Annotated in this window: 13 protein-coding genes; 4 read left to right on the top strand and 9 right to left on the bottom strand. The window is 72.3% G+C overall.

Annotated features, from left to right (window positions below; all coding sequences use genetic code 11):
• Nucleotides 1-85: 85 nt before the first annotated feature.
• The 3 genes from rsgA to VGN50_RS07040 are packed head-to-tail and all read right to left on the bottom strand — an operon-like array spanning nt 86 to nt 2,980.
• Nucleotides 86-1,123, bottom strand: a complete 1,038-nt coding sequence (gene rsgA / locus VGN50_RS07050; RefSeq protein ID WP_327444009.1) for a ribosome small subunit-dependent GTPase A — start codon at nt 1,121-1,123, stop codon at nt 86-88.
• A complete protein-coding gene (gene aroA, locus VGN50_RS07045; protein ID WP_327444008.1) occupies nt 1,120-2,454 on the bottom strand; it encodes a 3-phosphoshikimate 1-carboxyvinyltransferase in 1,335 nt (444 codons plus the stop codon). Before aroA ends, rsgA begins: the two co-directional genes overlap by 4 nt.
• Entirely contained in the window at nt 2,441-2,980 is a 540-nt protein-coding gene (locus VGN50_RS07040; RefSeq protein ID WP_327444007.1) for a DoxX family protein, read from the bottom strand. The genes aroA and VGN50_RS07040 overlap by 14 nt, the downstream gene beginning before the upstream one ends.
• 95 nt (nt 2,981-3,075) lie before the next feature.
• Between VGN50_RS07040 and VGN50_RS07035 the strand changes: the two genes are divergently transcribed.
• Both VGN50_RS07035 and VGN50_RS07030 read left to right on the top strand, forming a co-directional pair.
• Complete coding sequence (locus tag VGN50_RS07035; protein WP_327444006.1) at nt 3,076-3,939, top strand: SOS response-associated peptidase; 864 nt, start codon at nt 3,076-3,078, stop codon at nt 3,937-3,939.
• Nucleotides 3,936-4,571 (top strand): alpha/beta family hydrolase, encoded by a 636-nt coding sequence (locus tag VGN50_RS07030; protein ID WP_327444004.1) that lies wholly within the window; start codon nt 3,936-3,938, stop codon nt 4,569-4,571. Before VGN50_RS07035 ends, VGN50_RS07030 begins: the two co-directional genes overlap by 4 nt.
• An 11-nt stretch (nt 4,572-4,582) precedes the next feature.
• Here VGN50_RS07030 and VGN50_RS07025 read toward each other — a convergent pair whose 3' ends face one another.
• Genes VGN50_RS07025 through VGN50_RS07005 form a run of 5 tightly spaced genes read right to left on the bottom strand, consistent with a single transcriptional unit; the run spans nt 4,583 to nt 10,679 of the window.
• On the bottom strand, nt 4,583-6,577 hold the full coding sequence (locus tag VGN50_RS07025) for a biotin/lipoyl-binding protein (protein WP_327444003.1): 1,995 nt from the start codon (nt 6,575-6,577) through the stop codon (nt 4,583-4,585).
• A complete protein-coding gene (locus VGN50_RS07020) occupies nt 6,570-7,421 on the bottom strand; it encodes a hypothetical protein (RefSeq protein ID WP_327444002.1) in 852 nt (283 codons plus the stop codon). Before VGN50_RS07020 ends, VGN50_RS07025 begins: the two co-directional genes overlap by 8 nt.
• Before the next feature lie 35 nt (nt 7,422-7,456).
• Nucleotides 7,457-8,686 (bottom strand): ABC transporter permease, encoded by a 1,230-nt coding sequence (locus VGN50_RS07015; protein ID WP_327444001.1) that lies wholly within the window; start codon nt 8,684-8,686, stop codon nt 7,457-7,459.
• Complete coding sequence (locus VGN50_RS07010; protein WP_327444000.1) at nt 8,683-9,390, bottom strand: ABC transporter ATP-binding protein; 708 nt, start codon at nt 9,388-9,390, stop codon at nt 8,683-8,685. Before VGN50_RS07010 ends, VGN50_RS07015 begins: the two co-directional genes overlap by 4 nt.
• The gene (locus tag VGN50_RS07005) at nt 9,390-10,679 is read right to left on the bottom strand and encodes an efflux RND transporter periplasmic adaptor subunit (protein WP_327443999.1); all 1,290 of its coding nucleotides are present in this window, start codon (nt 10,677-10,679) and stop codon (nt 9,390-9,392) included. Before VGN50_RS07005 ends, VGN50_RS07010 begins: the two co-directional genes overlap by 1 nt.
• A gap of 207 nt (nt 10,680-10,886) precedes the next feature.
• On the opposite strand from VGN50_RS07005, the gene VGN50_RS07000 reads away from it, so the two are divergent.
• Complete coding sequence (locus VGN50_RS07000; RefSeq protein WP_414694572.1) at nt 10,887-11,594, top strand: sigma-70 family RNA polymerase sigma factor; 708 nt, start codon at nt 10,887-10,889, stop codon at nt 11,592-11,594.
• The gene (rsrA, locus tag VGN50_RS06995) at nt 11,591-11,860 is read left to right on the top strand and encodes a mycothiol system anti-sigma-R factor (protein ID WP_327443997.1); all 270 of its coding nucleotides are present in this window, start codon (nt 11,591-11,593) and stop codon (nt 11,858-11,860) included. Before VGN50_RS07000 ends, rsrA begins: the two co-directional genes overlap by 4 nt.
• 98 nt (nt 11,861-11,958) lie before the next feature.
• Here the strand turns inward: rsrA and VGN50_RS13175 are convergent, their stop codons facing one another.
• Nucleotides 11,959-12,033: a 50S ribosomal protein bL37 gene (locus VGN50_RS13175; protein WP_369791897.1), complete on the bottom strand. Its 75-nt coding sequence runs from the start codon at nt 12,031-12,033 to the stop codon at nt 11,959-11,961.
• Nucleotides 12,034-12,122: the final 89 nt, after the last annotated feature.

Below are 12,122 nucleotides of genomic sequence, written 5' to 3'. Positions count from 1 at the left end.
CACCACGGCAGCTGCGTGTCGAAACGGTAGGTAGTTCCTGCCGTACTGGCGCGCAGCTGCCATTGGTGTGAGGCCGTGTGTGGGGTCAGTCGGTCTCGCCGGAGCGCGCCCGCAACAGCCGGCGCAGGGACTCCAGCCGGGACGGCCCGGCTGGACCGGCCTGACCCGATCCGACCCACGCGTCGAGGGCGCACTCCGGCTCGTCGTGCGAGCAGCCGCGGGGGCACCGCTCGGTGCCGGGTTCGAGATCGGGGAAGTGCGTGATGATCCGCTCGAGGTCCACGTGGGCCAGCCCGAACGAGCGCACGCCAGGGGTGTCGATGACCCATCCATGCCGCCCTGGCAGGCGCAACGCCACCGCAGAGCTGGACGTATGCCGCCCACGGCCCGTGACGTCGTTGACGACGCCGGTGGCCCGTCCGGCGGCGGGGACCAGCCCGTTGACCAGCGTGGACTTCCCCACGCCCGAGTGGCCGACGAAGACGCTGACCCGGTCCACGAGCTGGTCGTACAACGCTTCGAGTCCCTCGAAGGCCGACCTGCCGGTGGACGTCACCACGTGGCGGACGTTCAACGGGGCATAGCTCGCGAGGAACGGGCCGGGGTCCTGGAGATCGGCCTTGGTGAGCACCAGCAAAGGGGCCAGGCCGGCGTCATAGGCCGCGACCAGGCACCGGTCGATGAGCCTGGGTCGCGGCTCGGGGTTGGTCAGCGCGCAGACGATGACGAGCTGGTCTGCGTTGGCGACGATGACGCGCTCCACCGGGTCGGTGTCGTCGGCAGAGCGCCGCAGCACGGAGCGACGCGGGTTGACCCGGACCACCCGCGCCAGCCCGTCGGGGTTGCCGCTGGTGTCACCCACCAGCCCGACCTCGTCGCCGACGACGATTCCCCTGCGGCCCAGCTCACGCGCCTTCATGGCGGTCACGACCCGCTCCGGCTGGTCGCCGCCGCCGACGCCCTCTGCCACCAGGATGGTGTAACGGCCGCGGTCCACGGCCGTGACCATGCCGCGCAGGGCGTCGTCGTGCGCCGGACGGTCCTTGGACCGGGGTCGTGACCCCCGTCGGCCGGGTCGGATGCGGACGTCGCTCTCGTCGTAGTCCGAGGCGCGTCGGCTCATGCGCGGGCGGCGTCTCGGTCGGCGACGAGCAGGCGTTCCCAGAGCGGGACGAAGTCGGGCATGGTCTTGGCCACGGTGCCGACATCCTCGACCAGGACGCCCGGGACGCGCAGTCCGAGCACGGCGCCGGCCATGACCATCCGGTGGTCGGCGTACGTGTGGAACAGGCCCCCGGACAGGGTTGCCGGCCAGATGCGCAGACCGTCCTCCGTCTCGCTGACGAGGCCGCCCAGCGCCCCGAACTCGCGAGCCAGCGCCGCCAGACGGTCGGTCTCGTGGCCACGGATGTGGGCCACACCCCGGATCACGCTGGGCGAGTCGGCCAGCGCCGCCAGGGCCGCCACCACCGGGGTGAGCTCGCTGGCGTCGTGGAGGTCGACGTCGATGCCGGAGACGCCGCCGGATGCGGACACGGTCAGGCCGTCGCGGGCGAGGCTCACGTCGGCGCCCATGGCGTCGAGGATGTCCCGGATCGCGTCCCCGGCCTGGGTGGTGTGCTGCGGCCATCCCGGGACGGTGACCCGGCCACCGGTGACGAGGGCGGCGGCCAGGAACGGCGCGGCGTTGGACAGGTCCGGCTCGACGAGGACGTCCAGACCGACGAGCTCGGACGGCTCGACCCGCCACACGTCGGGCTCGCTGTCGTCGATGATCGCCCCGGCGTCACGCAGCGTCTCGATGGTCATGTCGATGTGCGGCTCGGAGGGGACCGGCGGGCCCTCGTGCCTGACGGTGACCCCCTGCTCGTACCGGGCGCCGGCCAGGAGCAGCGCCGACACGAACTGCGAGGAGGAGGAGGCGTCGAGGGTGACCGAGCCACCCGGCATACGGCCGGTGCCGTGCACCGTGAAGGGCAGGGTGCGGCGCCCTCCGTCGTCCACCTGCGCACCCAGTGCGCCGAGGGCCTGCAGGACAGGACCCATCGGTCGTACCCGCGCCTGGGGGTCGCCGTCGAACTCGACCGGCCCGTCGCACAACGCCGCCACGGGCGGCAGGAAGCGCATCACCGTGCCCGCCAGCCCGCACTCGACCCGAGTGCCGCCACGGAGGGAGGCAGGCGTGACGATCCAGTCCGAGCCGCCGGCGACGTCGGAGGTGGCGTCGTCGATGCCGGCACCCAGCTGCCGCAGGCCCTGCGCCATGAGCAGCGTGTCGCGGGAGCGCAGCGGGCGTCTCAGCCGTGAGGTGCTGCCTGAGAGGGCCGCCAGGACGAGATAGCGGTTGGTGAGGGACTTGCTACCGGGCAGGACCGCCTCGGCGTGGACCGGCCCAGGGGCAGTGGGCGCCGCCCAGGTCTCGCTGGTGGCTGACGCGGGGTCAGGTGAGGGCATCGTGCGCCTGGGTCGCAGCGAGCTTGGCCTCGCGACGGGCCGCGTGGGCGGCGCGCTTCGCCTCACGGCGGGTCCGGCGGGCGTTGCGCTTGGCGGCGTCGGTGACCATGCCCGCCCGATAGGCCAGGCCGGGACGGCCCTCGGTGTCGACCGCGGCCAGCAGGAGGCCGCCGAGCAGCCCGAGGTTCTTGAGGAAGGAGATGCGCTGCATCCGCTTCGCCGCCGGGTCGCTCTCGGCCCAGAAGGGGTGGCCTACGTACGTCGTGGGGACGAGGGCCCCGGCCAGAGCCCACGAGGCGATGCGCGGCACGCGGCCGGTGGCCAGCAGGGCGCCGCCGCCGACCATGGTCGCGCCGTTGGCCCGCACGAGCAGCTCAGGGTCGTTGGGGACCCCGAGCGGTCCCAGCCGGGCCGCCAGCGGCGAGACCTTGGCGGAGAGGGCCGACGGGTGGCGCAGCTGCTCCAGACCCTGGACGACGAAGATGGCGGCCAGCATGGGCCGGGCCACGCGGCGGACGAGCGTCATGGTCACTCCTGTCAAGCAGATGGACACGTCGGTTCCTTCTTACCGTATGGCCTGGGCGCCGTCGCTGCTCAACCGGTCCACGTAGTCTTGCCGCCATGTGCGGCCGTTATGCAGCCACCGCCAACCCCGACGAGCTCGTCGAGGAGTTCGAGGTCGACCAGGACCGCACGGGCGACCCGGCGCGCAGCATCCTCAAGAACCCGCAGTCGCCGCCGGCCGGCACCCCCGACTACAACCTGGCCCCGAGCAAGCAGGCTCCGGTCGTGCTCAGCCGGGTGCCGCGGTCCGGGAAGCCCACCGAGGAGTATTCCGGTGAGCCGGCGCCCGAGCGCCAGCTGCGACTGCTCACGTGGGGCCTGGTGCCGAGCTGGTCCAAGGACGTCGCCATCGGCGCCCGGATGATCAACGCCAGGGCCGAGTCCGTCCTGGAGAAGGGCGCCTTTGCCAAAGCCGCACTGAGCCGGCGCTGCCTGGTGCCGGCGCTCGGCTGGTACGAGTGGCAGAAGTCGCCGGTGGCCAAGGACGCCAAGGGCAACCCGCGCAAACAGCCCTTCTTCATGCACCGCGCGGACGGGCACAGTGTGGCGTTCGCGGGGCTGTACGAGTTCTGGCGGGACAGCGCGATTGCCGACCCCGAGGACCCTGAGGCCTGGCTGACCACCTTCACGATCATCACGACCGCCGCCGAACCAGGACTCGACCGCATCCACGACCGGCAGCCGCTCGTCCTCGAGCCCGGGGACTGGGCCACCTGGCTCGACCCGACGATGACCGACCGCGACGAGGTCGCGCACCTGCTGGCGTATGCCGAGCCGGGCCGGTTCGAGGCTCACCCCGTGGGCCGGGCGGTGTCGTCCAACCGCAGCAACGGACCGCAGCTCGTCGAGCCGGCGGGGAAGGACGAGCTGGACGGGGTCGTGGACCCGATGACCGGAGAGATCATCGGCGGCACCGCGTGAAGCCCACCCGGGTCACCCAGATCGAGACGCCACAGGGTCCGGGACGAGCCACGGTCTATCGACCGGCGCGCGCCACGGCGACCCTCCTGCTGGGACACGGCGCGGGAGGGACCGGGTGGACCGGCGACCTCGTGGCGGTGACCGAGGCCATGACGTCGCTGGGCTGGGCCGTGGTGCTCGTCGACCAGCCCTGGCGCCTCGCGGGACGCAAGGTCGCCAGCAGACCGCCGGCCCTGGACGAGGCGTGGGTGCCGATCGTGCGCTCGCTGCGCTCGGGACGTGGCGCCCTGCCCGGACCCGTGGTGGTCGGCGGCCGCAGTGCGGGCGCGCGCGTCGCGTGCCGTACTGCCGTCGAGCTGGACGCGGCGGGTGTGCTGTGTCTGGCGTTCCCGTTGCATCCGCCCGGCCAGCCGGAGCGCTCGCGGGCACCGGAGCTGCTGCTGCCCATAGAAGCTGGGTTGCCCGTCCGCGTCATCCAGGGGCGGCGAGACCCCTTCGGCACCCCAGGCGAGGTGCAGGCGGTGGTGCCGGACCCGGCATACGTCGTCGGGGTGCAGGGCACGCACAGCTTCGGCAGGGAGCCCCGCGAGGTGGTCGATGCCGCGCGGTCCTTCCTCTCCGCGCTCGGCTGAGCCGCTCCTGGTCAGCCGCCCCCGCCGCTGACGACGCGGCGCCCGCCGCCGAACCCGCCCGCGCCGCCGAACCCGCCCGCACCGCCGAACCCGCCCGCGCCGCCGAAGCCACCGTTACCGAAGCGGGTGGTCGTGCTGCTCGACGTCGGCAGCGGCTGGGTCGGGTCAGCGAGGAGGACGTGTTGGCCGACCTTGACGCCCTTGACGACCTGGGTGCGGGTGGCCCCGATGACGCCAAGGGTCACCGGGGTGCGGGTGGTGGTCGTTCCGCTGACCAGGGTGACCACGCCGGTGGTCGCAGATGTCGTGGTGATCGCCGAGTTCGGGACGGTGATGACCCCGTCGGCCGTGTCCAGCAGGATGCTGGCGCTGGCGCGTGAGCCTGCCGCCAGCGTGGGCGTGGGCTGGGCGACGGCGATGACGACCGGATAGGTCGTGACCGAGGAGGTGGTGCTGCTCTGGGCTGGCAGGAGGCTGACCTGCTGCACCGTGCCGGCTACGGGAGTGAGCGCACCGGGCGGGGTGACGTCGACCTGCTCGCCGGCGGCGACCCGGGCGATCGACGTCGCGGGCACCTCGACGGTGACGGTGGCGCCGCCCGAGCCGATGAGGCTGATGCTGCCGCCAGAGGCCGTGCCGGGAGTCAGGCCCACAGCGGCCACCACTCCCGAGATGGGCGCGGTCAGGGTGGCGTCGGCCAGGTTGGCCTCGGCCTTGCCCAAGCTCAGCTCCGCCTGAGTGACGGAGGCCTGGTCCGAGGCGACCCGGGCCGCCGCGGCTGCGGCACTGCCGGTCGAGGACGAGCCCGCCGAGGATGAGCCGCCGGTGGAGCGGGCCGAGGTGCCGGACGTGCCACCCAGCCGGGAGCTGGAGGAGCCCGAGGTTCCCTGGTGGGAGGTCGACGTGCCGGCGGTGGCAGAACGGGAGCCGGTGGTGCCAGATCGCGAGCCGGTGGTGCCCGTCGAGGTTGAGACCGAGGTCAGCGCCTTCTCCCAGGCGCGCTGTGCGGCGTCGAGGCCACTCTGCGCGGCGGTCACGGCGACCTGAGCAGTGGTCACTGCGGCCTGCGCGTTGCGGACTGCGGTGAGGGCCTGGATGCAGGCTGCGAGCTGAGCGGCGGACGGCGTGCTCGCCCCGCCGCCGGTGCCGGTGCTGGTGGGAGTCGACGTGGAGGTGGGAGACCCGGTCGGGACCGAGGTGGTCGGGGAGGGCGACCCGGTCGGGGAGCCGCTCGGGGAGGGGCCGGGGCCGCCTGACCCGTTCGAACCCAGAACGGGGGCGCACGTGGTGGTCGCCTTGGCCAGGGCCTGCTCGGCCAGGCGCTGGGCGGCGGTGGCAGCCTGCTCCGCCGAACGCACCGACGTCTGGGCGCTGAGGACCTGCTGGCGCGCGGATGCCGTCGAGGTCGGCGCCGTACCGGTGGTGGGGCCGGTGCCGCGACCTGTGGGCGAGCCCGCGCCACTGGTGCTGCCCGTATGGGTCCCTGGTGCGAGGAAGACCGTCGGTAGTGCGGACGACGCGGAGGTGCCGGACGCCCCGGCCGCGGACGCCCCGGACGCCCCGGACCCGGACGAGGTGGACCCCGAAGGCCCGGACCCGGACGCTCCGGACCCGGACGCGGTCGACGTGCCGCTCTCGTCGGCGGCCAGGGACTCCTGGGCGCGCGCCAAGGTGGCCCGTGCCTGGGTGACGGCGTCCTGGAGGTCGGCGGGGTCGAGCCTGGCGAGCACCTGTCCCGCCCTGACGTTCTGACCCAGCGAGACCGCGACCGACGAGACCGTCCCCTGGACCGCGAACTTGGCCGTCCTCAGGTCGACCTGCTCCACCGTTCCGGTGAGGTCGAGGCGTTGGGCCACGCTGCCCAGCGTGGCCTGCGCCGTCCGGTCGCCGCTCGTGGGGTTGCTGGCTGCCATCGCGCGGGCGACCAGGCTCCCGCCGAGGACGACCGCGACGGCCAGACCCCCGGCGACCAGCCGGGTCCTGCGCCCCCGCATCACGTCAGCCATTGGTCGTCGCCCCCGCCGGACGTCCGAAGCCCAGGCTGCATGCACCGTTGACAGCCGGGCGGACGTTGATGACCCGTGCCGTGAGGGCGCCGGTCTGGTCGGAGGTGCCCGTTGCGGTCACACACGTACCCACGGCGGCCGCCGTGAAGGTCGCGGCCGCCGTGCGGGTGTAGGTCGTGCTGGCGGTCGTCGTCACGTGGACCACCCGCGTGGTCGGCGTCGCCGTCCCGGCCCCGGCACCGTTGCGGACCGCGGTCTTCACGTCGAAGCCCGTCGCCGTCACGGCCGTGACCTGACCGAAGGCGCCACCTCGGAAGCCACCGGACCGACCGCTGCCGGTCCGCTGCCCGGTGGGCGGCGTGCCACCCGTCCTGCCGGGGAACCCTCCGCCGAAGCCCCCTCCGGAGCCGGCGCGTCCCGCAGTGCAGCTCCCAGCCACAGCCGGCGTGATGCTGACGCTGGCAGCGACCTGGGTGGTCGGCGGGGTGGACGGAGCGTTCTGGCCGGAGGAGCCGCTGCGCACCATCACGCACGAGCCGACCGTCACGTCGCTGCGCTTGGCCGCCCGCTCGGCGGTGAACTTCGTGGCGCTGGTGAAGTTCACGGCCGTCTGTATCCCGTTGCCCTGCACCTGCAGCGTGTGGCCGTCCACGGCGGCGACGAGACCGTTGACTCCCGGGAAGCGGCCCTGTCCGGCAGCCCCCTGGCCGTTCCCCGCAGCCGAGGTGGGCGACGTGGTGCCTGCTGACGTCGCGCCGGTCGTGCCGCTGCCGGCTCCGCATGCGGACAGCACGACGACGCAGGCGAGACCGAGGGCTGAAGCGGGCCGGATGAGACGAGACATAGCGTGGTGCTCCTGAGTTCTATTGGTAGACAAAGTCATTCGCTTCGCAGCGCATCGATCGGCGCAAGCCGGGCCGCGCGGGTGGCTGGATAGACGCCCGCGCCGACGCCGATCGCGAGGGAGATCAGCAACGCGCCTACCGCGACCCAAGGCTCGATGGACACCGGTTGGCTGAGGAACCGCGGGAGTACCTGCGACCCGACATACCCGAGGGCAAGTCCCAGGACCCCACCCGACAGTCCCAGGATGCTGGCCTCCGCGAGGAACTGGCGGCGCACCGCACCGGGCGTCGCGCCGAGAGCCTTGCGCAGGCCGATCTCCCGGATCCGCTCGGTGACGGACACGAGCATGATGTTCATGACGCCAATGCCGCCGACCAGCAGGGAGATGGCCGCGATGCCGCCCAGCAGGATCGTGAGCGTGCGGTCGGTCGACGTTGCGGTCTGGACGAGCGACTGCTGGCTGCTGATGGTGAAGTCCGCGGAGGCGGCCGTGACCCGGTGGGAGACAAGCAGCGCTGCGTGCGCCTCCTGGTATGCCGCGGAGAGCGAGTCCTGCGAGCTCGCCTTGAGATAGAGCGTGCTGACCGACGCGGCGTTGCCCGAGGAGCTGAGGCGGCTTGCGTAGGTCGTGCCGGGTATGACGACCTGGTCGTCCTCGTCCACGCTCGTCGTCGAGCCCACGGAGCCCAGGACGCCGATCACCGTGAAGGTCGACCCGTCGATGCTGATGCTCTGGCCGACTGCATTGCGCCCTCCGAAGAGCTCGGTGGCCGTGGTCGTCCCGATGACCGCCACCTCGGCTGCGTTGGCGGCCTCGGCGCTGCTGAAGAAGCGGCCCTGGTCGACCGTCCGGGATCGCACTGTGGGCCAGTCGGTGGTCGTGCCGACGACGGTGGTGGTCCAGTTGGTGCTCCCCGCGACCACGGAGTAGGAGCCGCTGCTCACCGGCGCCAGGCTCGAGATGTCGGGAGCTACGGACCGGTCGCTCAACATCGCCGCGTCGCGGGTCGTCAGTGTCGAGGCCGAACCGCGACCGCCGCGCAGGCCGGTGCCGCTCGTCACGCTGCCGGGGGAGACGATCAGCAGGTTGGAGCCGAGCTTGCCGATCTGGTCGCGCACCGTGTTCTGCGCGCCCTGCCCGAGTCCGACCGTGAGCATGACCGCGGCGATGCCGATGAGGATGCCCAGTGTCGTGAGCACCGATCGCAGACGGCGGGATCCGATGGCCTCGATGGCCGCTCGGAACGTCTCTGGCCAGCTCATTCCCGCGCTCCCGCCGGGAGCAGGTGGTCCAGCTCGCCGTCCCGGATGCGCAGCGTGCGCTGGGCGCGGTGCGCGACGTCCTCCTCGTGGGTGATCAGCAGGATGGTTCTCCCGCTGTCATGCAGGTCGTCGAGCAGGCGCAGCACCTCCTCGGTGGAGGTGCTGTCGAGGTTGCCGGTGGGCTCGTCGGCGAGCAGGAGCGAGGGGTCGGTCACCAGGGCGCGGGCGATGGCCACGCGCTGCTGCTGGCCGCCGGACAGCTCGCCCGGGCGGTGGTCGACGCGGTCGGCGAGGCCGACGCGCTCCAGGGCCGTGACGGCGCGGGCGCGTCGCTGGGCCGCGGGGACGCCGGCATAACAGAGGGGGAGGGCGACGTTGCGCCAGGCCGTGAGCGTCGGCAGGAGGTTGAACTGCTGGAAGACGAAGCCGATCTGGGCGTTGCGGACGTGCGCGAGCTGGGCCTCGCTCATGCCGCTCACGTCCTGGCCGGCCAGCTCGTACCGGCCGGATGTCGGCACGTCCAGGCACCCGATGATGTGCATCAGGGTCGACTTGCCGGACCCTGACGGACCCATGATGGCGACGTAGTCGCCCGAGTCGACCTCCATCGACACCCCACGAAGGGCATCGACGGCCACGGCGCCGGTCGCATAGGTCTTCCGCACGTCCTGGAGGCTGAGGATCACCGGGGCGGTGGCGTTCATCAGCCGTTCCCCCCGCTGCCGGCGGGAGCCTGCCCGCCACCGCCTCCGCCGCCGCCCCCGAAGCCACCGCCCCCGAAGCCACCCCCACCGAACCCGCCGGCGCCGCCCCCGCCGCCGGTTCCGCGCAGTCGCTGGGTGGTGCCGCCGCCCCCGCCGTTGAACCTCAGCTGCCGCACGAGGATCTGGTCGCCGGAGCTGATCCCCGACAGGACCTGCGTCGACCCGCCGAGCACGGTGCCGATGACGATCTTGGTCTTGGTGTTGTGACCGTTCTTCACCACGGTCACGTAGGTGCCGTTGCTGTCCGAGGTCACCGCGGCGGTCGGCACGGTCAGGACGTTGTCCAGCTGCTTGACGACGATCGCGGCACTGACGCCGGCACCGGCATACAGGCCTGGCGGGTTGCCGGTCACCTTGACCACCACGGGGAAGGCAGCCGTCCCGGCGGAGCCCGAGCTCGCCATGATGCCGACCGAGCTCACCGTGCCGAACACCTGCTGGTTGGTGCCGTCAGGCGTGATGACCACCTGCAGGCCCGGGTGCACCGAGGCCAGGTCGGAGGCACCCACCGAGGCGTTCACCACCCAGGCGGTGGTCGAGATGACAGTGATCTGTGCCGAGCTGGTGGCATTGCTGGAGCTGGCGCCCGCCCCTGACGAGCCCCCCGATCCACCTGACCCCACGCCCGAGCCCGCGCCGGAGCCGCCCGAGCCCGAGCCCGAGCCGCCCGATCCGCTGGAGCTGCTCGACCCGCTCACCACGTCACCAGGCGAGATCGAGACGGCCGCGACGGTGCCTGTGATGGGGGAGGTGAGGGTCGCTTCGGCCAGGCTGGCCTGGGCTCGCGCGAGGGTGCTGCGAGCCGCCGCGAGCTGGGCAGCCGCGGATGCCTGCTGCGCCGCCGTGCCCGTGGCCGCACTGGTGACCTGGTCCTCGGCGGCTGTGACGCTGGCCGTGGCGAGGTCGACGGAGGTGCGCAGGTCGGTGTTGCCCACCGTGGCGAGGGTCGCACCCGCGGCGACATGCTGGCCCACCGCCACTGGCACGCTCGTCACCGTTCCCGACACCTGGAAGGTGAGGTCAGCCCGCTGTGCCGGCGCCAGCGTCCCGGTCGTCGCGATGGTCTGACGGACGGTCCCCACGGTCGCCGTGGCCGTGATCGACGTCGTCGTCGTGGCCTGGCTCTGGCCCGGGCGCACCAGGGCCCAGCCGCCGACGCCGGCCGCCACGAGCACCACCGCCGCCACCGCTGGGACCCACTTCTTCCTGCCGGACACCCACCGTCGCACGTGCACTCCTTTGTTGGTCGTGCACAGAGTGGGCGCAGACGCTGGACTATCGATGACGTCAGCCTGTGTGGAGCCTGTGAAACTTCCCGCGCAGGGCCGGGGCCGTATGCCGCGCGGCTGCGCGGCATACGGCCGGGGAATGAGGCGCGGCGCCGCACGGTTGAATCTCAGGACACCCACCACCCGTCCAGGACGAAGGAGCAGGCTGTGCCCGTGCTCACCGACGAGCGTCCCGTGCGCGCTGCGTCTCCCGCCGTCGACAGTGGTGCGCCCGCGTTAGGCTGGAGGGTAATGACTGACATCTCCGCCTCCGACGCCACCGTCGACGTGGCCTCCGAGTCCCGCGAGGACCGGCAGGCGCGGTTCGAACGCGAGGCCATGCCCCTGCTGGACCAGCTCTACTCGGCCGCCCTGCGCACGACCCGTAACCCGGCGGACGCCGAGGACCTCGTCCAAGAGACCTACGCCAAGGCTTACGCCGCGTTCCACCAGTACCGGCCCGGGACGAACTTCAAGGCGTGGATGTACCGCATCCTCACCAACACCTACATCAACACCTACCGCAAGCGGCAGCGCGAGCCACTGCAGTCCGACGCCTCCGAGATCGAGGACTACCAGCTGGCCCGCGCCGAGTCGCACACCTCGGCCGGCCTGCGCTCGGCCGAGACCGAGGCCCTGGACCACCTGCCCGACACCGAGGTCAAGCGTGCTCTCCAGGAGCTGCCCGAAGACTTCCGGATGGCGGTCTACCTCGCAGACGTCGAGGGATTTGCGTACAAGGAGATCGCGGAGATCATGGACACCCCCATCGGCACCGTGATGTCGCGGTTGCACCGCGGCCGCCGTCAGCTGCGCGAGCTGCTCACCGAGTATGCCGCCGAGCGCGGCTTCGCCACGCAGGGAGCGGACTCATGAGCAGCGCCAGCGACCCGAACGCCTCCGACTGCTCTGAGGTCCTGCACCGCGTCTACGAGTACCTCGACGGAGAGATGACCTCCGACGACACCGCCAAGATCAAGCAGCACCTCGACGCCTGCGGTCCCTGCCTGAAGGAGTACGACCTCGACCAGGCGCTCAAGGCGCTCGTGAAGCGCTCGTGTGCCTGCGAGGAGGCTCCGGTCGAGCTGCGGACCCAGATCATGGCTCGGATCACCACGATCCAGGTCAGGCTGACGGACTGAGCGACGGCACCGCGCGAGTCGCGGCGCGACCGACACACAAGGGGCGGGGACCGATCAGTTGATCGGTCCCCGCCCCTTGTGGTGCGTCGTGCGCGGGCTCAGGCGTTGGGCTTGCGGCCGTGGTTGGCCGCGTTGCCCTTGCGCGAGCGACGCTTGCGGGCGCGCTTGCTCATGGGTGTCACTCCGTCGGTCGGGTATGGCGCCTCGGGGCGCCGGGGTCCGTCTGCCATTCTCGCACAGCGCGTGCGTTGCGAAGGACAGC

Origin of the sequence: Pedococcus sp. (assembly GCF_036000045.1) — a bacterium.
Classification (GTDB): domain Bacteria; phylum Actinomycetota; class Actinomycetes; order Actinomycetales; family Dermatophilaceae; genus Pedococcus.
This window is presented reverse-complemented; position numbering and strand designations above follow the sequence as displayed.

What these genes read in the sequence shown, in the direction of transcription:
- rsgA (WP_327444009.1), bottom strand. Translation starts at nt 1,123, where the DNA reads ATGAGCCGACGCGCCTCGGACTACGACGAGAGCGACGTCCGCATCCGA.
- aroA (WP_327444008.1), bottom strand. Translation starts at nt 2,454, where the DNA reads ATGCCCTCACCTGACCCCGCGTCAGCCACCAGCGAGACCTGGGCGGCG.
- VGN50_RS07040 (WP_327444007.1), bottom strand. Translation starts at nt 2,980, where the DNA reads ATGACGCTCGTCCGCCGCGTGGCCCGGCCCATGCTGGCCGCCATCTTC.
- VGN50_RS07035 (WP_327444006.1), top strand. Translation starts at nt 3,076, where the DNA reads ATGTGCGGCCGTTATGCAGCCACCGCCAACCCCGACGAGCTCGTCGAG.
- VGN50_RS07025 (WP_327444003.1), bottom strand. Translation starts at nt 6,577, where the DNA reads ATGGCTGACGTGATGCGGGGGCGCAGGACCCGGCTGGTCGCCGGGGGT.
- VGN50_RS07020 (WP_327444002.1), bottom strand. Translation starts at nt 7,421, where the DNA reads ATGTCTCGTCTCATCCGGCCCGCTTCAGCCCTCGGTCTCGCCTGCGTC.
- VGN50_RS07015 (WP_327444001.1), bottom strand. Translation starts at nt 8,686, where the DNA reads ATGAGCTGGCCAGAGACGTTCCGAGCGGCCATCGAGGCCATCGGATCC.
- VGN50_RS07010 (WP_327444000.1), bottom strand. Translation starts at nt 9,390, where the DNA reads ATGAACGCCACCGCCCCGGTGATCCTCAGCCTCCAGGACGTGCGGAAG.
- rsrA (WP_327443997.1), top strand. Translation starts at nt 11,591, where the DNA reads ATGAGCAGCGCCAGCGACCCGAACGCCTCCGACTGCTCTGAGGTCCTG.